Here is a 23,414-nt window from a genome sequence, read left to right as displayed (position 1 = left end):
CCGGATTTATATGTTGATATCAGTATGTTATAGTAATCCGGTCTGTCAGTTAAGTCAGGTAGAGTCCAGTGCAAATTATGGATATCTGACTGATTATTATTATAATGCAGGAAATCTTTATAAACAACGGTTAAGTGTAATCTTGTTGCGGTTCACCTGCAATATCCTATTGTCCTGCTGTTACTGTTCACATACCTCTATCCCGCGAGGTGTTTTGGCATGACTATGCCAAAATCCCGAGACATACAAGCCAAAATTCATTCCAGATTGTTTCGCAAATAAAACAAATCACTTATTGCATTTTTGATAATAATTAGTCTATAATAAATAGAATTGTAAAAGTCAGAATCCTGTTATCAAAGATGAATTATGATAGATTTTGACATATAAGTATAAAGACGTAGAAACAGCCAGAAATAATATGGTTCGGAGAAAGAGGTAAAGGAAAATGACACTGGAAGGAAAAACAGTATTACTGGGAGTGACAGGCAGCATTGCGGCGTATAAGATTGCATATCTGGCAAGCGCGCTGAAGAAACGCCATGCAGATGTTCATGTGCTGATGACAGAGAATGCCACGAATTTTATCAATCCGATCACTTTTGAAACTCTCACAGGAAATAAATGTCTGGTGGATACCTTTGACCGGAATTTTCAGTTTCAGGTAGAGCATGTATCGATTGCAAAGAAAGCAGATGTAGTGATGATCGCACCGGCAAGTGCTAATGTGATCGGAAAACTGGCACATGGGATCGCAGATGACATGCTTACTACCACGATCATGGCATGCAAATGTAAGAAATTCATTTCCCCGGCCATGAATACCAATATGTTTGAGAATCCTGTAGTACAGGATAATTTAAAGATTCTGGAGCATTACGGATATGAAGTGATCGCTCCGGCGTGCGGATATCTGGCATGTGGTGACACAGGAGCGGGAAAAATGCCGGAACCTGAGACATTACTTGCCTATATTGAGCGCGAAGCTGCCTGTGAGAAAGATCTGAAAGGAAAGAAAATCCTTGTAACTGCAGGTCCTACACAGGAATCTGTTGATCCTGTTCGTTATCTTACCAATCATTCTTCAGGAAAAATGGGCTATGCTATTGCGAAAGCTGCCATGCTCCGAGGTGCAGATGTCACGCTGGTCAGCGGACGTACTTCAATTGAACCTCCCATGTTTGTAAATCTGATACCTGTTGTGACTGCAAGAGACATGTATGAAGCTGTAACTTCTGTCAGCAACGAACAGGACATCATTATTAAAGCTGCTGCTGTGGCAGATTACCGCCCTGCCAGAATCAGTGAAGAAAAAGTTAAGAAAAGTGACGGACAGATGTCCATAGAACTGGAAAGAACAGATGATATCCTGAAGTTTCTGGGAGAACACAAACGGGCCGGACAGTTTCTCTGCGGATTTTCCATGGAGACACAGAATGTGATCGACAATTCCAGAGCCAAGCTGGCAAAGAAAAATCTGGATATGGTGGCTGCCAACAATGTGAAAGTGGAGGGCGCCGGATTTCAGGGAGATACCAATGTACTGACATTGATCACACAGGATGAGGAAATCTCTCTTCCGCTTATGAGTAAAGAAGACGCAGCTTTTAGGATCCTGGATAAAATCCTTTCGCTGATGCAGGATTCTGTCTGTTAAGGGAACAGGACGATTAAGAAATTGGAGATAAATAATTATGATTTTAGCAATTGACGTTGGAAACACCAACATTGTAGTTGGATGTATTGATGACCTGAAAACATATTTTATAGAACGCCTTTCTACTAACCGTACAAAGACGGAACTGGAATATGCGGTGGATTTAAAGAATGTTCTTGATATCTATCATATAAAAAAAACAGAGATTGAGGGCTGTATTATTTCTTCTGTAGTGCCGCAGATCACAAATATTGTGAAACTTGCCGCAGAGAAAATTCTTAAGAAAAATGCAATTGTTCTCGGACCCGGTGTAAAGACAGGACTGAATATTATGATGGATAATCCGGGACAGCTTGGTGCAGATCAGGTTGCTGATGCAGTGGCAGGAATTTCCGGTTATCCGGTGCCGTTAATCCTTATTGATATGGGAACTGCAACCACAGCGTCTGTTGTCAACAGTAAGAAGCAGTATGTAGGCGGAATGATTCTTCCGGGTGTAGGGGTTTCCCTGGATGCACTTACTGCGAGGGCTTCCCAGCTCAGCGGAATCAGTATTGATGCGCCAAGACATGTGATTGGGAAAAACACGATCGAATGTATGAAGAGTGGGGTTCTTTACAGCAATGCAGCAGCTCTGGATGGAATTATTGACAGGATCGAAGAGGAATTGGGGGAGAAGGCAACTGTAGTGGCAACCGGTGGTCTGGCAAAGAAAATCGTTCCCCATTGTAAAAGAGAAATCATTCTGGATGAGGAACTTCTTCTGAGAGGTCTTCTGATCATTTATGAGAAAAATAAGTAAGAATGTATATGCATTCATATCAAAACAGTTCATCAGACAAAAGCTGATGAACTGTTTTGTTTGCAGTAATTTATGGGATTGCTATAAATGCATTATTTTAGAGAATTGCTATAAAAGGCAGAAATAAAATCAATAGGAAGCGGAGCAGTAAAAAGCATGACCTTTCCGGTTATAGGATGAGTAAACTCCAACTGATAAGAATGAAGGGGCTGACGGTTTATCCGACGGTAATCAGGATTATATAAATAATCTCCGGGCAGAGGATGCCCGATATATTTCATATGCACACGTATCTGGTGTGTGCGCCCTGTTTCCAGATGAAGTTCAGTCAGAGAATATTCTTTTCCTGCCGCCAGCCGTTCATAATGAGTTATTGCAGACTCCCCGGTTCCGAAATTTACTTCCCTGGTGATCACGGAGCCTTCCATTCGTGCGATAGGAGCGTTGATCGTTCCGAAGTCAGGAAGAAGCCCATCTACAAGTGCGAGATAAGTCCTGAGAATCTGACGTTTTTTCATCTGAACTGACAGAATCGCTGCGCTGAGGGGATTTTTGGCAAGGATCAGAGCACCGGTGGTATCCCGGTCCAGCCGGTTGATACAGCGGTAAACAAAATCCTCTCCTTTTTCTGCAAAATACCAGGCGATTCCATTTGCCAGAGTATTTTCATAATTTCCCGCAGAAGGGTGCACAGGCATATCTGCAGGCTTGTTTATCACAAGGATATCCTCATCTTCATAAATGATATTCAAATCCATCTTTGTACGGATAATGTTTTCTCCTGATTCGGTTTCAGGAACAGTGACGATCAGATGATCCTGCGGTTTAAGCACTGATCGTCCGAAACCACGTTCACTATTGAGAATGATGGTGTTGGGAGTGTTCTTCATTGAGCTTAATATGTGGCGGGAAAACCCCTCTTTTTTTAGAAAGTCCAGAATCGTGACCGGAGTTGTATTTTCGGAGATAATATAGTTAAGGATTCTTTGCATATGATCTGTCTGCTTTCTTGATTTGTATAAGATTTAAGAATTGCGGGCTGATATGCCCTGCCTTATTTTTAACAGATTTACTGTATCAGATTTTGAAGAACATAACAAGAACAATTATCAGATTTCATAAGAATGCTTAAAAAATACATTTTATTCTATTGCATCACAGAAAATTAAGCGTATAATCAAAAAAAGAAAATAGATTCAGGTGGAAAAGATGAAAGAACAGCAACATATTTTTACAAACAAAATGCTCCGAACCCTGTTGATACCAGTTATTTTTGAACAGGTACTGAATTCCCTGATGGGAACTGTGGATACCATGATGGTCAGCAATGTAGGCTCTGCTGCAATATCCGCAGTATCTCTGGTGGATTCCATCAATGTATTGGTGATCCAGGCGTTCTCAGCGCTGGCAGCAGGCGGTGCAATCCTCTGTTCACAGTACATAGGTCAGAAAAATCATGAAATGGCAAATAAATCAGCAAGACAGGTATTATTTATCATTACTGCCATATCTGTAGCAGTGACTGCTCTGTGCCTGCTGTTTCGTGTGCCGCTGTTAAAACTGATATTCGGAAAAGTAGAAGCAGATGTTATGACTGCCTCTCAGGTGTATTTCTTCTATACGGCATTATCCTTTCCATTTATAGCACTCTATGATGCGGGAGCATCCATATTCCGGTCCCAGGGAAATACCAGAGGGCCAATGACAGTATCGGTTATTTCAAATGTGATCAATATCGGCGGAAATGCGGCGCTGATCTGGGGATTCAATATGGGAGTGGCAGGAGCTGCCATCGCAACTCTTGCATCCAGAGTCTTCTGTGCTGTAGTGGTACTCTGGCAGCTTCGTATGGACAGACAGCCTATTGTAGTCAGAAATTACAGACAGATCCGTCCGGATGGAAAAATGATCAGAAGAGTTCTGGCTCTGGGAATCCCGTCCGGCATAGAGAACAGCATGTTTCAGCTTGGAAAGCTGGCAATACAGTCTTCCGTATCTACACTGGGGACGGTAGCTATTGCAGCTCAGGCAATGACAAATATTCTTGAGAACCTTAACGGTATTGCAGCTATCGGTGTAGGAATCGGTCTGATGACAGTAGTAGGACAGTGTCTGGGAGCGGGCAGAAAGGATGAGGCAGTTTACTATATTAAGAAATTAAGTGTTCTTGCAGAAATCATTGTTGTTGCAAGCTGTCTTTTGGTGTTTGCCTTAACCATTCCGGTCACAAAGCTGGGTGGTATGGAACCGGAAAGTGCAAGAATGTGTTTCCATATGATATCTTGGATAACGGTTGTCAAACCTATTGTATGGACCTTGGCGTTTATTCCTGCTTATGGCCTCAGAGCAGCCGGAGATGTAAAATTTTCAATGCTTACATCCTGTATCACTATGTGGACATTCCGTTTTTGTCTTTGTGTATATCTGATCCGTTTCAGAGGCTTCGGCCCAATGGCTGTATGGATTGGAATGTTTACTGACTGGACAGTGCGGGGAATCGTATTTTCTCTTCGCTTCCACAGTAGGAAATGGCTGAAGCATAAGGTAGTATAACAAGGTGGTATAGCCATGAAATGCGTTGACTTTTACTGCTCAAAATTATATAATGATTCTCGGAAATAATTCTGGAAAAGCATTACAGGAAGTCAGGTGAAATTCCTGCGCAAGTCCGTTACTGTAACAGCCAGATACTGTCTGCTTTTCATTGTATATAAGAAATATGATCTGCGGCAACCAGAGGATATTTCGGGAAAAGAGCTTTCAGGAGGGATTTTGTTGCACACAGAAATCCCTCCTTTTTATGTATAGCAATGCTGTAGAGTAATCTGCAGACAGAATGTGACAACAATGCAGCAAAGGAGGCGTCATGAAAAACGGACTGGAAGATTACTACGTGATACGTGGCAATAAAAAAATGAGGTTTGGCTATACAACAGGCTCCTGCGCAGCAGCTGCATGTAAGGGTGCTGCAGAGATCCTGCTGGGTGGTGTCATGCAGAAGGCTGTCACCTTGATGACTCCTAAGGGAATCCTGCTTACACTGGAACTGAAAGACATCCGGATTGAAGGAAATCAGGTGACCTGTGCAATTCAGAAGGATGCAGGAGATGATCCGGATACTACAAACGGAATACTGGTTTATGCCACGGTGCAGAAAACAAAAGAACCGGGAATCATCCTCGACGGAGGTGTTGGTGTGGGAAGGGTAACAAAAGCCGGACTTTCCCAGAAAATCGGGGAAGCAGCTATTAATCCTGTGCCAAAGGCCATGATTTTGCGTGAAGCCACAGAAATTGCTGAGAAATATGATTATGAGGGTGGTCTGAAAATCACCATCTCCGTTCCTGAAGGTGTGGAAATTGCAAAGAAAACCTTTAATCCACGTCTGGGAATTGTGGGAGGAATCTCCATTCTGGGAACTTCCGGGATTGTAGAACCTATGAGCGAAGCTGCTCTTGTACAGAGTATCAATGTAGAGATGAAGCAGCATTTTTCCCAGGGAGAAGAATATCTTCTGGTAACACCGGGAAATTACGGGGCAGATTATCTGCGGGAGCATATGGATCTCCCTTATGAAAAAAATATCAAATGCAGCAATTATGTAGGTGAGACCATTGACATGGCAATTGATATGGGAGTTAAGGGAATCCTTTTCATTGCTCATATCGGAAAGTTTGTAAAAGTTGCAGCAGGGATCATGAATACCCATTCCCACAGTGCAGATGCCAGGATGGAAGTGCTGGCATCCAATGCGATCCGGGCAGGAGCATCGTTGGAGTGTGCAAAGGAAATCCTGAATGCATCTACTACAGATGAAGCAATAGACATTCTGGAAAAATATCAGATACTTCAGAAGACCATGAAAGAGATCCTGGACAGGATCCAGTTTTATTTAAATCACAGATCCTATGAGCAGATCCTTCTGGGGGCAGTGATCTTTAATAATACTTATGGGTATCTGGGGCAGACTGCAGATGCAGAGAAGCTGATAAAGCTGATTAATGCACAGAATGATGAGGCGCAGTAAAGATCCTATCGCAAAGGCGATTTTAACCGAATCAAGTAAGTCCCCTGCTTCAATTGCGAAAAGCAATAAGCAGTGGGTGGGGACTTGCTTGTATCAGGAGGAGTGCAAGCTCCTTCTGATAAACTGCGGAGCAGTTATTCGGTTATGAGCAAGTAGCGAAGCGGATTGCGAATATCCGCTTGAATGGATTTTGACTCACAACTGTGAAAGTATTGAACAGTTGAAATAAATTTATAAAAAGGAGAATGATAGATTATGGTACATTTCGTAGGAGCAGGTCCGGGAGCACCGGATCTTATCACAGTAAGAGGAAAACAGTATCTGGAGGAAGCTGATGTGGTGATCTATGCAGGATCACTGGTAAATCCAAAGCTTCTGGAATACACAAAGGACATCTGCACCATCTACAACAGTGCAAAAATGACACTGGAGGAAGTGATCCATGTGATCGAGAAGGCAGAAGCAGAGGGAAAGACAACTGTCCGACTTCATACCGGAGATCCATGTATTTACGGTGCGATTCGTGAGCAGATGGATATTCTGGATGAGAAAAATATTGCTTATGATTACTGTCCGGGTGTCAGTGCATTCTGCGGTGCTGCAAGTGCCCTGAATCTGGAATATACTCTGCCGGATATTTCCCAGAGTGTGATCATTACACGAATGGAAGGCAGAACTCCGGTTCCGTCCAAGGAAAGCATTCAGTCATTTGCAGCTCATCAGGCAACTATGGTTGTATTCTTAAGTACAGGAATGCTGGAAGAGCTGAGCAGACGTCTTATTGAAGGCGGTTATACAGCAGATACACCAGCAGCCATTGTATATAAGGCAACCTGGCCGGAACAGAAGACCTTCGTCTGCACAGTGGGAACATTGGCAAAAACGGCTGCAGAAAATAATATTACAAAAACAGCTCTGATGATCATCGGAGATACAGTTGCAGCAGCACACTATGACCGTTCCAAGCTGTATGATCCGGAGTTTACCACAGAATTTCGTGAAGCTGTGAAATCAAAAACACATCACTCATAGAATCTGGTAACCTTAAGGAATTGCTATCGTTTATGAGATTACTGTAAACAGGAGAAAGAGAAGGAATATAACAGTGAAGGTTGCACTTATATGCTTCAGCCTTACCGGTCAGCAGACCGGGGAGAGATTATGCCGGGGGCTGGAAGCTGCCGGTATGACAGCAGAACTGGATAAAAAAAGTAAATATCTTCTGGATTCTATTCAGATCAGTACCTCTGCATGGGCAGGAGAGAAATTTTCTGATTCAGATGCACTGATCTTTATCGGTGCCACCGGAATTGCCGTCCGCAGCATTGCGCCTTATGTAGCGTCAAAGAAGTCAGACCCTGCGGTGCTGGTTGTAGATGAATGTGGAAAGTTTGTCATTTCCCTTCTGTCCGGACATCTGGGCGGTGCCAATGAACTGGCGCTGAAAACAGCAGAAATTCTGGAAGCAATACCAGTGGTCACAACAGCCACAGACCTGCATCACCGTTTTGCAGTAGATGTTTTTGCAAAGAAAAACAATTGCAATATTTTTAACATGAAAGCAGCAAAGGAAGTCTCTGCTGCACTTCTGGCAGGAAAGAAAGTTGGATTTTACAGTGAGTTTCCGACGGACGGCGAACTGCCGGAGGGGCTGGTCCGGTGTGACGAATATGGGAATCCTGTCAACAGTACGGATGACAGATCAGAAGAGGAAACACAGAAAAGCTCTGATTTTAATGGAACAGGGACAGACTGTACGAATATAGACTGCGGAGTTGCAGTTACTGTACATACTTCCTGTAATCCTTTTATTTCTACCACACAGGTAGTTCCGAAATGTCTGACTCTGGGTATGGGCTGCAGGAAAGACAAGGATGCCCGTGGAATCGCAGAGGCAGCGCAGAAGGTGCTGGACAGATCCGGATTTCATAAAGAAGCATTTGAGCAGATCGCAAGCATTGATCTGAAGAAAGAAGAAAAGGGAATCCTGTCATTGTCACAGGACTGGCAGATTCCTTTTGTGACTTATACAGAAGAAGAATTAAAACAGGTGCCTGGAGAATTTACTCCCTCACCTTTTGTAAAAAAGATCACAGGTGTGGACAATGTCTGTGAGAGAAGTGCAGTCCTTGCCAGTGAAAATGGCAGACTGCTGCAGAGAAAAACAGGAGAAAATGGTGTGACCACAGCAGTGGCTGCCAGGGAATGGAGGATACATTTTGAGTAAAATATATGTAATCGGAATCGGACCGGGAGCTTATGACCAGATGACAGGAAAAGCGATCCGCGCCATGAATGAAAGTGATGCGATCATCGGATATACCGTATATGTAGACCTGGTGAAGGAATATTTTCCGGGAAAAGAGTTTATGACTACACCTATGAAAAAGGAAGTGGACCGCTGTGTCCTTGCTTTTGAAGAGGCAAAGAAAGGTAAGACTGTTTCCATGATCTGCAGCGGTGATGCCGGGGTTTACGGTATGGCAGGTCTGATGTATGAGGTTGGTGTCAATTATCCGGAAACAGAACTGGAGATCATTCCGGGTGTGACAGCTGCAACAGGCGGAGCTGCTGTTCTGGGTGCACCTCTGATCCATGACTTCTGTCTGATCAGCTTAAGTGACCTTCTCACACCATGGGAAAAGATAGAGGCAAGACTTCTGGCAGCAGCTCAGGCAGATTTTGTTGTATGCCTTTACAATCCGTCAAGTAAAAAACGTCATGATTACCTGCAGAAAGCCTGTGATCTGATGATGAAATACAAATCACCGGATACCATCTGCGGAACAGTTTCCAATATCGCAAGAGATGGCGAGGAAGCTCATGTAATGACATTAAAGGAACTGAGAGATACACAGGTGGATATGTTTACCACAGTATTTATCGGTAATTCTCAGACAAAGGAAATCAACAATAAGATGGTAACACCGAGGGGATATAGGAATGTATAAAGTTCTTGTTTTTGCGGGAACAACAGAAGGATACGAAATCTGCCGGTTTCTGGCAGATCATAAGATAGAGACAAAGGGATTTGTTGCCACAGAATATGGCAGCAAATCTCTTACAGAAAATGAATTTCTCACTGTTCAGACCGGAAGACTGGATGCTGCAGCCATGGAGGAGACCTTTTTACAGGAGAAACCGGAAATGGTGCTGGATGCCACTCATCCTTATGCTGCTGAGGTGACTGTAAATATCAGGACAGCCTGTGAGAATACGCAGACAGCATATTACAGGGTGCTGAGAGAAGCAGGGGAACATGAGGACAGAGCAGTATATGTGGACAGTGTTCAGGCTGCTGCAGATTATCTGGATCAGACCCAGGGAAATGTACTGCTGACAACAGGAAGCAAGGAGCTGGTCGGCTTTACAGGCATGAAGGATTATCAGAACCGTCTTTATGCAAGAGTCCTTTCTCTGCCCAATGTGATGAAAGCCTGTGCAGAGCTGGGATTTGAGGGAAAACATCTGATAGGAATGCAGGGTCCTTTTTCCAGAGAGCTGAATGCTGCAATGCTCCGACAGTATGACTGCAGATATCTGGTCACAAAGGATACAGGAAAAGCAGGGGGATTTCAGGATAAGATCGATGCTGCCCTGGAATGTGATGCAGTTCCTGTGATCATCGGGCGTCCTCTGAAGGAGGAAGGCATGTCTGTGAGAGAATGTAAGAGATTTCTTACAGAGCATTTCGGTTTAGCCCACAGACCGCATATTACATTGCTGGGAATTGGAATGGGAAGTCAAAAACTTCTCACTGTCCAGGGTAAGAACAGCCTGGATCAGGCGGATCTTCTGATCGGTGCCAGGAGGATGGTGGATTCTGTGAAACGTCCGGGACAGGATGTGTTTGTGGAATACAGAAGCCAGGAGATCAGGGATTATATTGATGCACACCCGGAGTATGACAATATTGTGATTGTCCTTTCCGGAGATGTGGGATTCTACAGCGGGGCCAGAAAACTTCTGGAAGTACTGTGTCAGGACAGTGCGGATCTGAGAGTACAGAGAAAGAACGGATCAGAGAAGAGTGAGGAAGAACGGGATAGTTCAGCACAAAATAATACAGAGATAGAGATTCAGTGCGGGATTTCCTCAGTTGTATATTTTATGTCCCAAATAGGATTGTCCTGGGATGATGCCAAAATCGTCAGTGCACATGGAAGAGGATGTAATCTTATCTCACATATCTGTTATGCGGAGAAAGTATTTTCCATACTTGGAACCTCAGACGGTGTAGCAGTTCTGGCAGAGAAACTGGTAAAATACGGGATGGGTGATGTGCTCCTTTATGTGGGAGAGAATCTGTCCTATGAAAATGAGAAGATTTTTGTAAAATCAGCCAGTGAACTGACAGAATATAGGGGAGACCCCTTATCTGTCATCTGTGCAGTAAATGAAAATGCAGGAACACGGCTAGAAACACATGGAATCAGAGATGAGGAATTTATCAGAGGCAAAGCGCCCATGACAAAGGAAGAGGTGCGTACGGTATCCCTTTCCAAACTGCGTCTGACCGCTGATTCCGTCTGCTATGATGTGGGTGCAGGAACAGGCTCACTGTCAATAGAGATGGCACTTCGTGCTCATCAGGGACAGGTCTGGGCAATTGAGAAAAAGGAAGACGCAGTTGAACTGATCCACCGGAATAAGGTGAAATTTGCAGCGGATAATCTGGAGATTGTGGAAGGACTTGCACCGGAGGCTCTGAAAGATCTTCCGACACCGACCCATGCTTTTATCGGAGGCTCGTCAGGAAATCTGAAAGAGATCGTGAAGCTGCTGGTTGAAAAGAACCCTCAGGTCCGGATCGTGATCAACTGTATCACTCTTGAAACTGTGTCTGAAGCATTGGAAACAGCGAAAGAGTTTGGATTTGAAGAAAATGAAATCGTGCAGTTAAGTGCGGCACGTTCAAAGGCAATCGGACGTTATCATATGATGATGGGCGAGAATCCCATTTATATTATTACACTTCAGAATCCCGGGAAATAACAAATGATGCAGATATCAGGGATTACAAATTAACAGTTAAGGAAATACAGATTAACAGTTAATAGATTGGAATGCCCTGAAATTGTTGAAAAAATATAGGACAGAAACAGAGGAGAACAGGGATGGATATTCCAAGAATACTTCTTGCAGCAGGAGCCAGCGGCAGTGGCAAAACACTGATCACCTGCGGACTTCTGCAGGCACTGGTCAATCGAAAAATGAAAGTGGCATCTTTTAAATGCGGACCGGATTATATAGATCCCATGTTTCATTCCAGAGTCATCGGGACGAAATCCCGTAATCTGGACACCTTTTTTACAGATGCCCAGACAACCCGATACCTGCTTGGGAAAAATGCAGCAGACTGCGATATTGCAGTGATGGAAGGTGTTATGGGCTATTATGACGGCGTGGGTGGAATATCCACGAAAGCAAGCGCCTATGACCTGGCAGATACCACAGATACTCCGGTCATCCTTGTGGTAAACAGCAGAGGGATGAGTATTTCCCTGGCAGCTTATATCAAAGGTTTTATGGAGTATAAAGAGAACAGCCATATCAAAGGCGTGATCTTTAACCAGATGTCGCCCATGCTTTATCCCAGAATGAAGAAGCTGGTGGAAGAACAGCTTGAGGTGGAGGTTCTTGGATATGTGCCAAAGGTGGAGGACTGTGTGATCGAGAGCCGTCATCTGGGTCTTGTGCTTCCTGAGGAGATTTCTGATCTGAAGGAACGCCTGCAGAAGCTTGCCGGAATATTGGAAGACACACTGGAAATCGACAGGATCCTTGCATTTGCCAAAAATGCAGAGGATCTGCAAGTGCCGGAATCTCTGATACAGAAAGACAGGACATATGGATATTGTCTGCCACAGAAGCTGCGTATCGGAGTGGCAAAGGATGAAGCCTTTTGTTTCTTTTATGAAGATAATTTTCGTCTCCTTCAGGAAATGGGGGCAGAGCTGGTTGATTTCTCGCCAGTTCATGATGAACATCTTCCTGCAGATCTGGATGGGATTCTTCTTTATGGCGGTTATCCGGAATTAAATGGAGAGGCACTGGAACGCAATGCATCCATGAAAGAAGAGATTGCACAGGCAGTTAAACAGGGCATGCCATGTATGGCAGAATGCGGAGGCTTTATGTATCTTCATGAGCAGATGGAGGATATGGGCGGAGTGTTCCGGAAAACCTGCGGAGTGATTCCCGGAAAATGTTTCCGCACTCCCAGACTGACCAGATTTGGATATATCACATTAACCGCCAGGAAGCCTGTTTTCGGCAGAAGTGCAGAGGAGATCGGTGAGATTCCGGCTCATGAATTCCACTATTTTGATTCAGAGAACTGTGGAAGTGATTTCCATGCGGCGAAGCCTTTAAGTAAAAGAGGCTGGGACTGTATACACAGCAGCAGTAATCTGCTGGCAGGATATCCTCATATCTATTATTATGGAAATCCCCAGATTCCCAGGGCTTTTCTCATGAAATGTCTGGAATATCATAACAAGGAGTTTTAAAAATATGTTATATTACAGTATGCCTGCCCTTGCAGCAGGCTTCATACTTGATCTTATGATAGGAGATCCCAGATGGCTGTATCATCCGGTATGTCTGATCGGAAATCTGATCGCATTTCTGGAAAAAATACTCCGAAAGATTTTTCCGAAAACAGATAAGGGCGAACTGGCTGCAGGTACAGTGGAAGTGATCCTTGTCTGTTTGTTAAGCGGTGGAATCCCATTTCTGATCCTGCACATTCTCTATGGAATCTCAGTATGGGTGGGATTTGCACTGGAAACCTTCTGGTGTTATCAGCTTCTGGCAACGAAATCTCTGAAAACAGAGAGCATGAAAGTCTATGACAGACTGAAAAACGGAACTTTGGATGAGGCCCGTTATGCAGTATCTATGATCGTAGGCCGTGATACCCAGTCATTGACAGAGGAGGGTGTTACAAAGGCGGCAGTAGAGACTGTGGCAGAGAATGCTTCAGACGGTGTTATAGCACCGATGCTTTATATGGCAATCGGCGGAGTGTGGCTGATGTTTCTTTACAAAGGAATCAATACCATGGATTCCATGCTGGGATATAAGAATGATAAATATCTGTATTTTGGTCGCTGCGCTGCAAAGCTGGATGATGTGGCCAATTATATTCCAGCTAGACTTTCAGGTTGGCTGATGGTGGCAGCCTCTGCATTTGTAAAAATGGATGTGAAAAATGCAGCAAAGATTTACCGCAGAGACAGAAGAAATCATGCCAGCCCCAACTCTGCACAGACAGAGGCAGCAATGGCAGGTGCACTGGACGTACAGCTTGCAGGCAATGCTTACTATTTCGGAAAGCTTTATGAGAAACCAACCATCGGAGATGGAATCCGCCCTGTGGAGGTGGAGGATATCAGACGATCCAACCGTCTGCTTTATGCAACAGCAATCCTGGGGGCTGTGATCTTCCTTCTGATCGGAAGCGCAGTGCGCATCTGTTTCTTTTTATAATTCCGGTAACAGTGTGCTGATAAGTTGATTTTTATAATAATCTTGCAGGATAACAGCTTGTTGGTTCAATAATGGATTGCCGAATAGTAATTAATATAAAACATGTATAGTAAGACAGGAGACAACTGATGACAAAACATATACATGGCGGTGATGTTTATAAATATGATCACTGTCTGGATTTCTCTGCAAACTGTAATCCGCTGGGAACACCGAAGAGTGTAAAGCAGGCGATCATAGACAGTGTAGAGGACCTGAGTGATTATCCCCGTGTAGGATGCGGACCTCTGAAAGAGGCAATCGCAGATTATGAACATACAAAAAAAGAATATCTGATCTGCGGGAATGGAGCCGCAGACCTTATTTTTTCCCTCAGCAGGGCATTGAATCCAAAGAAGGCCCTTCTTCCTGCTCCTACCTTTGCGGAGTATGAACAGGCACTGGTCAGTGTTGGCTGTGAGATCAGCAGATATTATCTGAAAGAGGAAAATAATTTCTGTATACAGAAAGATTATCCGGATGTTCTGAAAAGAGAAAAGCCGGATATTATTTTCCTGTGTAATCCCAATAATCCTACAGGGATCACCATACCTCAGGACCTTCTGGAAGAAATTCTGGAAACCTGTGCCATGCAGGGAATATTTATGGTAGTAGATGAGTGCTTCCTGGATTTTGTAAAAGATCCGGAGAAACATACGCTGAAGGAAAAACTGGCAAAATATCCGGGACTTTTTATTATTAAGGCATTTACCAAAAGATATGCGATCCCCGGTGTGCGTCTGGGCTATGGATTCTGTTCGGACAGGGAAGTACTTGACCGGATGGAGGCAGTCACCCAGCCCTGGAATGTGTCTACCATGGCACAGCAGGCAGGAATGGCAGCACTGAAGGAATCAGAATATGTGGAAGCAGGACGGCAGATCATTTTCAGGGAATCTGCATGGATGAAGGAAAAGATGAGACAGGTTGGGCTGACGGTATATCCTTCTGAAGCAAATTATATATTCTTTTACGGACCTGAGGGTCTCTTTGAAAGATGTGTTGCAAAGAGGATCCTGATCCGGGACTGCAGTAACTATCCGGGGCTTAAAAAAGGATATTACCGTGTGGCAGTGAAGCTGCATGAACAGAATAAAAAGCTGATAGAGGTACTGGAAGAAGTGCTTTTATAAGTATTTAACCGAATCAAGTAAGTCCCCTGCTTCAATTGCGAAAAGCAATAAGCAGTGGGTGGGGACTTGCTTGTATCAGGAGGAGTGCAAGCTCCTTCTGATAAACTGCGGAGCAGTTATTCGGTTATGAGCAAGTAGCGAAGCGGATTGCGAATATCCGCTTGATCAGGAGAAAAGGGGAAACAAAAAATGGCAAAAGCAATTATGGTGCAGGGGACAATGTCCAATGCAGGAAAAAGCCTTCTGGCAGCAGGGCTTTGCAGGATTTTTAAACAGGATGGATACAGGGTGGCACCCTTTAAATCCCAGAATATGGCACTGAACTCTTTTATTACAGAAGAGGGGCTGGAGATGGGCAGAGCTCAGGTGATGCAGGCGGAGGCAGCCGGAATTAAGCCTTCTGTGCTGATGAACCCCATTCTTCTGAAGCCTACCAATGATGTAGGCTCCCAGGTGATCGTAAACGGAGAAGTCCTGGGAACCATGAGTGCCAGAGACTATTTTAAATATAAGAAAAAGTTGGTGCCGGATATTATGAAAGCCTATGATAAACTGGCATCAGAAAATGATATCATTGTGATCGAGGGAGCAGGAAGCCCGGCAGAGATCAATCTGAAAACAGAAGATATCGTAAATATGGGAATGGCAAAGATGGCAAAGGCACCGGTGCTTCTGGTGGGAGATATTGACAGAGGTGGTGTTTTTGCACAGCTGATCGGTACAGTGGAGCTTCTGGAAGAGGATGAAAGAGAGATGGTAAAGGGTCTGATCATCAACAAATTCCGCGGCGACAAGACCATCCTTGATCCGGGAGTGCAGATGCTGGAGGAGAGAAGCCATATCCCTGTAGTGGGAGTGGCTCCGTATCTGGATATTCAGGTGGAGGATGAGGACAGCCTCACAGAAAGATTTGACAGAAAACAGGAAGTGGATCTTATTGATATTGCGGTGATTCGGGTGCCAAGGATCTCCAATTTCACAGATTTTAATCCACTGGAAAGTATTCCGGGCGTTTCCCTGAGATATGTACAGCATGTCAGCGAACTGAAAAATCCGGATATGATCATCCTTCCAGGAACAAAAAATACAATGGAAGATCTGCTGTGGATGCGGGCTAATGGTCTGGAAGCTGCAGTTTTGAAGGAAGCTGCAAAGGGTAAGATTATCTTTGGAATCTGTGGCGGCTATCAGATGCTGGGTGAGACCTTAAGTGACCCTCATCATGTGGAAGCCGGAGGAACCATCAAGGGAATGGGACTGCTTCCTATGGATACTGTTTTTGCGGAAAAGAAAACCAGAACCAGAGTTTCCGGCAGATTTCTGGAACTCGAGGGAGAACTGCAGGCACTTTCCGGCGCAGAACTGGAGGGTTACGAGATCCATATGGGAGAAACTGTGTTAAAAGGCGAGGCCGGACACAGTGTATCCATTGAAGATCAGGTGTCAGGAGGGTGTAAGGAAGACGGTGCATACTGTAAAAATGTCTGTGGAACCTATGTCCATGGAGTTTTTGACAGAGAGGATGTGGCAGAGGCTGTTGTACGTGTTCTGGGTGAGAAAAAGGGGATTGATGTATCTCAGATGACAGGAATCGATTTTGCAGCATTTAAAGAAACCCAGTATGATATTCTGGCAGCAGAACTGAGGAAACATCTGGATATGAAGAAAATCTACGAAATTCTGGAGCAGGGAATCTGATCCGGAACTGTATGGTGAAAATCCAGATAAACTATAGCAATCCTCGTAAATAATGCATTTAAGACAGTTCAGCAGAATTTCACACTCTGATGGGCTGGATTAAGATGCATTATTTTAGAGGATTGCTATAATGAGTGATAGATGTAACTATTGTATACGGGAATTTATGGAATTTGGGAGATAAGGAATGAAAGTAGAACTGGAAAATGTAAAACCAATGGATATAGAGAAGCGCAGCTTTGAGATCATCACAGAGGAACTTGGGGATAAAAAGCTGGTTCCCGGAACAGAGCTGATCGTAAAAAGATGTATTCACACAAGCGCAGACTTTGATTATGCAGAGAATCTCTGTTTCTCTGAGAATGCAGTTGAGAAAGCAATTGCTGCTATCAAAGACGGTGCCTGCATTGTGACAGATACACACATGGCAGAGTCCGGGATCAACAAGAGAGTCCTTTCCCGTTACGGCGGAGAAGTATTCTGCTTTATCTCTGACGAGGATGTAGCTGCCACAGCCAAAGCCAACGGAACCACAAGAGCTACAGCCAGCATGGATAAGGCTGCTGCCATGGGAAAGAAGCTGATCTTTGCCATCGGAAATGCCCCCACTGCGCTGGTACGTCTCTATGAACTGATAGAGGAGGGCAAGCTGGATCCTGAGCTGATCATCGGTGTGCCGGTAGGTTTTGTAAATGTGGTTCAGTCCAAAGAACTGATCATGCAGGCAGACGTACCTTATATTGTAGCCAGAGGAAGAAAAGGCGGAAGCAATGTTGCCGCATGTATCTGTAATGCATTGCTTTATATGATTGATAATAACAGAGGGTATTGAGATACCAGAAAACAAAAGAAGAAGGTAAACTCCGTATTATTGTTAAGTAAGAAATGAATTGTGAAATTGTGCAGCAACTTGTTGCACAATTCAAAAATCGAAAGTGAGGAAACAAAGCCGTTTGAACGGCTTTGGATTTCCTCTATGGAAGATGCGACAATCAAGGAAGGCTTTGAAAATCTCAGCTGGGAAAGCTGAGTTAAATAATATTTTTTAACAGTTCACATGCCGGGATGAAATCTGCCACAGGCATGGAGGAGCAGGAGAGGATCAGGGTAATCTTACCGGGAGCCTCTCTCAGAAACTGCAGGCGCAGACCATTGGTCTGTGCCTTTTTTTGAAGCTCCTGCCAGGTAAGAGTTGTGGACAGAGTCAGGGCCAGACTGGTACCTGCGGCTCCGGTCTGGATCTGGGAATCTTTTCCAAATACTTCCCGCACAGCACTGCGGAGTGCTTTCAGCTTTACAGAATACAGACGTTTCAGCTTACGGGTCTGTGCTGCCAGATGACCATCCCGGATAAACTGGCACAGAGCAATCTGCTCTGCTTTTGATGCTGTCTGATTATATTGGTCTGCCTTTTTTCTGTACAGTGCAGAAAGCTCCGGAGGAAGGACCATAAAGCTGATACGGATGGAAGGCAGCAGAAGTCTGGAAAAGGTTCCCAGATACACTACATTCTGACCGCCCGCCAGACCAAAAAGAGAAGGGGTAGGCTTCTGCAGATACACAAATTCATTTTCAAAATCATCTTCAATGACCAGACTGCCATGTGAAGCAGAGTAATTCACCAGCTCCAGGCGCCTGGAAACAGGCATAATGTCACCCCATTTTGTCATATGTGCAGGGGAAACATAAATAATATCGCAGTCCTTATTCCTGTAATCTATCTGAAATCCATAGTCATGAAATACAGTGCTTCCCTGTACAAAAGAAGGATTGGGAAAAGAAACAGTCTGACGTTGCTCAAGGAGCGGGCAGAGGATGTGCAAAAGGCTCTGGATACCTGCACCGATCACAATATCCTCCCCACTACACAGCACATTTCTGCGTTCTCTCACATAATCAGCAAGTGTATCTCTCAAATCTGCCTCTCCCTGAGGCTCTCCGTAGGACAGTAATCGTTCATCCTGGCGAAGGGCACTTTTGATATAACGTCTCCACAGGTCAAAACGGAAACTCTCCCGATCTACTCCTGAAGAAGCAAAATCAAACCTGCAGGGTGTCTGAGTCTGTTTCTCGGCTTTTCTGACAGATGTATGTTGTCTGTCAGCAATATCTGTCACATAATATCCGCTCTGGGCTTTGGAAATAATATATCCCTCCGCAGCCAGCTGCAGATAGGCATTTTCAATGGTAGTGCGGCTCAGCTTCAGTTCCTGTGAACATTTTCGAAGGGAGGGCATCCTGCTTCCGGGCGGGAGCTTTTTCTCCATGATCAGCTCCCTGTAATAGTGGAACACCTCCAGGTACAGGTGCTCCTTTTTTTTATTTTTATCTAAAATCAATTCCATAAAAAACTCCAATCTTTTCAGAGTGTGTTTGAAAAATCATTCCCGCAATCTGTACGCCCCACTTTGCGGTATATTTTGTTCGAATTCGGTTGCCGTAGCCCGCTACGACGCCCTCATTCGGACAAAATCTTCCGTAAATTGTGACGCACATCTTGCGAAAAGCATTTTTCAAACACGCTCTGGAATCAAACAAACTGACCCTTAAAAAAACATTAAATCTGGCTATATTCATATATCCACTGTGATGCTATATTAATACAAAGCATAAAAGAAAGCAAGAGGAATAAAAAATTGAAAAAAATTGCAGTAATTCATGATCTGTCCGGCTTGGGAAAATGCTCTCTTACAGCAGCGATTCCTGTAATTTCCGCCATGGGAGTCCAGGCTTGTCCGCTACCCACCGCAATATTGAGTAATCAGACAGGATACGGATCTTATTTCTGGGATGATTATACAGACCGGATGGAGCTGATCATGGATGAGTGGAAAAAAATGGGATTTACACCGGATGGTGTTTATACAGGATTTCTGGGAGACGCCAGACAGGTGGATCTGATCCTGAAATTTGTAGATATGTTCTGCACAGAGGGAACACATATCCTGGTTGATCCGGTTATGGGAGACAGAGGGGAAACATACAAAACCTATTCAGAGACTCTCTGTGAAAAAATGCGGACTCTGGTCAGAGAAGCTACAGTGATCACACCGAACCTGACAGAGGCACTTCTTCTTCTGTATGGAAAAGAAGGAATGAAAGAAAGGATGAAAGCACTTTCTGATATGGAAGAAACACAGCTGCTTAAGGAAATAGAAACATCTGGCAGAGAACTGACTCAGCGTTTTGGACTGGAAGCAATTGTGATCACAGGAGTAGAGGTGTCCGGCAGTGACGGCAGAGCACGAATGGGAAATCTGGTTCTGGAGAAAGAAAAAGCAGACTGGTGTTTTTCTGTAAAAGAGGGCGGCAGTTATTCTGGAACAGGAGATCTTCTGGCATCTGTACTGAGTGCGGGAATGGTGAGAGGGATTCCCATGAAAGCATGTGTGGAGAAGGCTGTTGAATTTCTGGGTGGAGCTATTCACGATGCAGTGGAAGAAGGAACTGACAGAAACGACGGAGTCTGTTTTGAAAAATATCTGGGGATACTGACACAGATATAAGACAGGAAATCATAGTACATCGAAAATTAAGTTTCTGCTATATTGACGCAGGATGATTTCTTCATCTGCAAGGCGGAGGAATGAGGCGTAGCGGTGGCTACGGCGATTGACGACAACGCCGCAGATGAAAAATCAGACAAGTCAATATAGCAGTTACTTAATATTCGATGTACTAGATACCAAATGCCGGATAGTTAAGTAAAATATATAACAGGAGGGACCATATTATGTCTGAATTAACAGCAAAAGAAAACATTAAAACAGCCGATACAGTGAAAAGGATCACAGCCACAGCGGTAATGGCAGCGTTGACTACTTTAATGACAGCTTATATCTTCCACATTCCGGTAGGAGTGAACGGAGGATATGTACATCTGGGTGACACTATGATCTATCTGGCAGCAGCATTTCTGCCATTACCTTACGCATGTGCGGCAGGAGCGATCGGAGGTGGCCTAGCAGACCTTCTGACAGCACCTGTATGGGCGCCTGCAACCATAATCATTAAAATGCTGATCTGCCTTCCGTTTTCTTCTAAAGGAACAAAGCTGGTCACAAAGAGAAATGTAGTTGCATTATTCCTTGCATTCGCTATCTCAGCAACAGGATACTATATTGCAGAAGGAATTATGTTTGGATTTACAGCATCCTTCTTTACTTCTGTCAGCGGAAGTATTGTACAGTCAGGGGGAAGTGCCATTATGTTTGTGATCATCGGTACTGCGCTTGATAAAATCGGATTTAAGACCAATATTGCGAAATAATACGAAAAATAAAATAACTGAGTTTAAAATGAGGAAAATATAAAATGACAACAGATATCATATACAGATATAAAAACCAGGTATATTTTAACATTACCAATAAATGTCCATGCAGATGCACTTTCTGCATCCGAAATACAGAGGATGCCATCGGTGAGGCATCCAATCTCTGGTTTGAACATGAACCTGCACTGGAAGAGATTTACAAAGCCATTGATGAGTTTGATTTTTCAGACTGTAATGAAGTGGTTTTCTGCGGATACGGAGAACCGACCATGGCTCTTGAAAGTCTTATGGCAGTGAGCAAATATATCAGGGAAAGATACCCATTCCGGATCAGGCTGAATACCAACGGCTTATCTGATCTGATCCACAAACGTTCGACTGCAAAAGAAATCTGTCAGGCTGTAGACAGTATATCCATCAGCCTGAATATGCCGGACGCAGCATCCTACAATGAAGTAGTCCGTCCTGCATACGGCGAGAAGTCCTTTGACGCCATGCTGAAATTTGCAAGAGACTGTAAGCAGTATATTGATGATGTACGCTTCACAGTTGTAGATGTGATCGGCGAGGAAAAAGTAGAGCAGAGTAAAATCCTGGCTGCTCAGAATGGGATTCCGTTAAGAGTGAGAAAATATTCACCGTGATACAGAATAGAAAGTTTCTGTTTTTTGCTTTTGAATTTGTCTGAAAACTACAGCAGTCATGCACCTTACCGTGCGTGGCTGCTTATTTTTTTGCCGAATCAAGGAAGTTCCTTTCCACGAAGGCTGCAAAAGTAATAAGCAGTAGGAGACCGCACTTGACATATGAAAGTTCTTATACTATATTATATTTAACAATTAGGTTAAATGTTAAATGAAAGGCTGTGATGAACTATTGGGATTACAGGATACATTGAAAGCACTGGCAGATCCAATACGACGTGAGATTCTAAATTTGTTAAAGGGCGGACGGCTTTCAGCAGGAGAGATATGTGAACATTTTTCAGTGACGGGGGCGTCTATATCCAGACATCTGGCAATATTAAAGGATGCTGATCTGATCAGGAGCAAAAGGGAAGGAAAATTTATTTATTACGAACTAAATACTTCTGTATTGGAGGATGTTATGTTGTGGATTACAGACTTAAAGGGGGTATCGGATTATGAAGGAAATGATTAAAAAATATAAAGGTACATTGATCTGTTCTGTACTGGTAATGCTTGCAGGAATTTTGGTGGGTTTTACGATGGCGCAGAGCATATGGATAAACGTGTTTTTTGTAGTGACAGATTGTATACTGGTGACAATCACCTTTTATGACAACAGGAACAGACAGCAGAGCAGCAAGGTTATAGGGATGGTCATATGGATGATACCTGTTACCGCGTTAATCTATAATGGTATGGCAAGACTGATCAGTATGGATACGAATAGTGAGAATCTGTTTATGGCAGTAATTTACTTTGGAACAGGATTACTGTTTATGATCATAGGAAATTATTTGCCAAAGGTGAAACAGAATAACACCATAGGAATCAGGGTTGTATGGACATTGCAGGATGAAGAAAACTGGAGTGCAACTCATAGATTCAGTGGAAAATTATGGGTGGCATCAGGTGTCTTATGTATGCTTTGCGGCCTTTTTGGAGAAAGCATTGCTGCTTTGGTTTTGTATATTGTGAGCATTATGGCTGCTGCAATTGTCAGCATTCTTTATTCTTATCTTTTTTATAAGAAAAAAATGGCAGCCGGAGAAAAATTAAAAATCCAGTATAACAAGAAGACAATCGTGATATATGTAATCGTATCAGTTTTTGTCGTAATATTTACTATATGGACTTTGTTCTGGGGTGGTATTGATATCAGTTTCCATGATAATGATTTTACTGTTGAGGCACAGGGATGGAGTGATTATACAGTAGATTATGAGCAGATTGACAGTATCTCATACAAAGAAAATTTATTTCAAAATGGGAATGATCGCAGAACAAATGGTATGGGAAACCTGAAGTATGGTATGGGAAATTTCAGAAATGATATTTATGGAGATTATATCCGCTACACCCATGCATCCTGCCACTCATATGTAGTTATGGATATAGGCGGAAAAATATTGGTGGTAAATGGCGCAGATGACTCAGAAACAAAGAGAATCTATGATACGCTCATAGAGAAATGTCAGATGAATTAGTGTGTGTTTAATTATAAAAAAGACCTTTTTGTATGTATGGCTGGTGCTGTAAGAGTACAGTTACGATGCGTGACAGGGCTGCGCGGTCGCGGGAGCGTCCAGCTCTGTCATGGCG

The 23,414-nt window shown here is 43.7% G+C and carries 21 protein-coding genes and 1 pseudogene; 19 read left to right on the top strand and 3 right to left on the bottom strand.

The window, feature by feature from the left end:
* Positions 1-448: 448 nt before the first annotated feature.
* Positions 449-1,657, top strand: a complete 1,209-nt coding sequence (coaBC, locus tag I4V44_RS04830) for a bifunctional phosphopantothenoylcysteine decarboxylase/phosphopantothenate--cysteine ligase CoaBC (protein ID WP_196002423.1) — start codon at positions 449-451, stop codon at positions 1,655-1,657.
* Positions 1,658-1,694: 37 nt separating this feature from the next.
* The gene (locus I4V44_RS04825; RefSeq protein WP_118521638.1) at positions 1,695-2,459 is read left to right on the top strand and encodes a type III pantothenate kinase; all 765 of its coding nucleotides are present in this window, start codon (positions 1,695-1,697) and stop codon (positions 2,457-2,459) included.
* Positions 2,460-2,551: 92 nt separating this feature from the next.
* Here I4V44_RS04825 and I4V44_RS04820 read toward each other — a convergent pair whose 3' ends face one another.
* A complete protein-coding gene (locus I4V44_RS04820; protein WP_196002422.1) occupies positions 2,552-3,451 on the bottom strand; it encodes an RluA family pseudouridine synthase in 900 nt (299 codons plus the stop codon).
* Positions 3,452-3,668: 217 nt separating this feature from the next.
* Between I4V44_RS04820 and I4V44_RS04815 the strand changes: the two genes are divergently transcribed.
* The 11 genes from I4V44_RS04815 to I4V44_RS04765 all read left to right on the top strand — a co-directional run bounded on the left by I4V44_RS04815 (position 3,669) and on the right by I4V44_RS04765 (position 17,682).
* Positions 3,669-5,012 carry an MATE family efflux transporter gene (locus I4V44_RS04815; RefSeq protein WP_118613203.1) on the top strand — a complete coding sequence of 448 codons (1,344 nt, stop codon included), beginning with the start codon at positions 3,669-3,671 and terminating at the stop codon, positions 5,010-5,012.
* Between the two features lie 313 nt (positions 5,013-5,325).
* On the top strand, positions 5,326-6,486 hold the full coding sequence (gene cbiD / locus I4V44_RS04810) for a cobalt-precorrin-5B (C(1))-methyltransferase CbiD (RefSeq protein WP_055053400.1): 1,161 nt from the start codon (positions 5,326-5,328) through the stop codon (positions 6,484-6,486).
* A 255-nt stretch (positions 6,487-6,741) separates the two neighbouring features.
* The gene (gene cobM / locus I4V44_RS04805) at positions 6,742-7,518 is read left to right on the top strand and encodes a precorrin-4 C(11)-methyltransferase (RefSeq protein ID WP_022381461.1); all 777 of its coding nucleotides are present in this window, start codon (positions 6,742-6,744) and stop codon (positions 7,516-7,518) included.
* 73 nt (positions 7,519-7,591) lie between these two features.
* Positions 7,592-8,713: a cobalt-precorrin 5A hydrolase gene (locus tag I4V44_RS04800; RefSeq protein WP_196002421.1), complete on the top strand. Its 1,122-nt coding sequence runs from the start codon at positions 7,592-7,594 to the stop codon at positions 8,711-8,713.
* On the top strand, positions 8,706-9,437 hold the full coding sequence (cobJ, locus tag I4V44_RS04795) for a precorrin-3B C(17)-methyltransferase (RefSeq protein WP_022381463.1): 732 nt from the start codon (positions 8,706-8,708) through the stop codon (positions 9,435-9,437). The genes I4V44_RS04800 and cobJ overlap by 8 nt, the downstream gene beginning before the upstream one ends.
* Complete coding sequence (cobK, locus tag I4V44_RS04790) at positions 9,430-11,481, top strand: precorrin-6A reductase (RefSeq protein WP_196002420.1); 2,052 nt, start codon at positions 9,430-9,432, stop codon at positions 11,479-11,481. The genes cobJ and cobK overlap by 8 nt, the downstream gene beginning before the upstream one ends.
* Positions 11,482-11,603: 122 nt before the next feature.
* A complete protein-coding gene (locus tag I4V44_RS04785) occupies positions 11,604-12,998 on the top strand; it encodes a cobyrinate a,c-diamide synthase (RefSeq protein WP_196002419.1) in 1,395 nt (464 codons plus the stop codon).
* A gap of 4 nt (positions 12,999-13,002) precedes the next feature.
* The gene (gene cbiB / locus I4V44_RS04780) at positions 13,003-13,980 is read left to right on the top strand and encodes an adenosylcobinamide-phosphate synthase CbiB (RefSeq protein ID WP_196002418.1); all 978 of its coding nucleotides are present in this window, start codon (positions 13,003-13,005) and stop codon (positions 13,978-13,980) included.
* A 128-nt stretch (positions 13,981-14,108) separates the two neighbouring features.
* Positions 14,109-15,152 (top strand): pyridoxal phosphate-dependent aminotransferase, encoded by a 1,044-nt coding sequence (locus I4V44_RS04775; protein ID WP_196002417.1) that lies wholly within the window; start codon positions 14,109-14,111, stop codon positions 15,150-15,152.
* Between the two features lie 189 nt (positions 15,153-15,341).
* Positions 15,342-16,850 (top strand): cobyric acid synthase, encoded by a 1,509-nt coding sequence (locus tag I4V44_RS04770; protein WP_196002416.1) that lies wholly within the window; start codon positions 15,342-15,344, stop codon positions 16,848-16,850.
* A 187-nt stretch (positions 16,851-17,037) separates the two neighbouring features.
* Entirely contained in the window at positions 17,038-17,682 is a 645-nt protein-coding gene (locus tag I4V44_RS04765; protein ID WP_118758894.1) for a precorrin-8X methylmutase, read from the top strand.
* Positions 17,683-17,881: 199 nt separating this feature from the next.
* Here the strand turns inward: I4V44_RS04765 and pdxR are convergent, their stop codons facing one another.
* Positions 17,882-19,195 (bottom strand): MocR-like pyridoxine biosynthesis transcription factor PdxR, encoded by a 1,314-nt coding sequence (gene pdxR, locus I4V44_RS04760; RefSeq protein ID WP_196002415.1) that lies wholly within the window; start codon positions 19,193-19,195, stop codon positions 17,882-17,884.
* Positions 19,176-19,307, bottom strand: a pseudogene (locus I4V44_RS18120) (DUF6783 domain-containing protein); the annotation flags it as partial. The pseudogene I4V44_RS18120 and the gene pdxR, both read right to left, overlap by 20 nt.
* Here I4V44_RS18120 and I4V44_RS18115 point away from each other — a divergent pair.
* From I4V44_RS18115 to I4V44_RS04735, 6 genes are all read left to right on the top strand, one after another.
* Positions 19,245-19,400 carry a DUF6783 domain-containing protein gene (locus I4V44_RS18115; protein WP_334297956.1) on the top strand — a complete coding sequence of 52 codons (156 nt, stop codon included), beginning with the start codon at positions 19,245-19,247 and terminating at the stop codon, positions 19,398-19,400. The pseudogene I4V44_RS18120 and the gene I4V44_RS18115 sit on opposite strands and share 63 nt — an antisense overlap.
* An 86-nt stretch (positions 19,401-19,486) precedes the next feature.
* Positions 19,487-20,356: a pyridoxamine kinase gene (locus I4V44_RS04755; protein WP_118574410.1), complete on the top strand. Its 870-nt coding sequence runs from the start codon at positions 19,487-19,489 to the stop codon at positions 20,354-20,356.
* 227 nt (positions 20,357-20,583) lie between these two features.
* The gene (locus tag I4V44_RS04750) at positions 20,584-21,120 is read left to right on the top strand and encodes a TIGR04002 family protein (protein WP_008704793.1); all 537 of its coding nucleotides are present in this window, start codon (positions 20,584-20,586) and stop codon (positions 21,118-21,120) included.
* Between the two features lie 44 nt (positions 21,121-21,164).
* The gene (locus I4V44_RS04745) at positions 21,165-21,770 is read left to right on the top strand and encodes a TIGR04100 family radical SAM protein (RefSeq protein ID WP_196002414.1); all 606 of its coding nucleotides are present in this window, start codon (positions 21,165-21,167) and stop codon (positions 21,768-21,770) included.
* Positions 21,771-21,981: 211 nt separating this feature from the next.
* Complete coding sequence (locus I4V44_RS04740; RefSeq protein ID WP_196801867.1) at positions 21,982-22,287, top strand: autorepressor SdpR family transcription factor; 306 nt, start codon at positions 21,982-21,984, stop codon at positions 22,285-22,287.
* A complete protein-coding gene (locus tag I4V44_RS04735; protein WP_196002413.1) occupies positions 22,271-23,299 on the top strand; it encodes an SdpI family protein in 1,029 nt (342 codons plus the stop codon). The genes I4V44_RS04740 and I4V44_RS04735 overlap by 17 nt, the downstream gene beginning before the upstream one ends.
* Positions 23,300-23,414 lie beyond the last annotated feature (115 nt).

The organism is Blautia sp. 1001283B150304_161114_C9, from assembly GCF_015668165.1.
Lineage (GTDB): Bacteria > Bacillota > Clostridia > Lachnospirales > Lachnospiraceae > Blautia_A > Blautia_A wexlerae.
The sequence above is the reverse complement of the archived record's forward strand: the minus strand, read 5'-3'. Positions and strand labels throughout refer to the sequence as shown.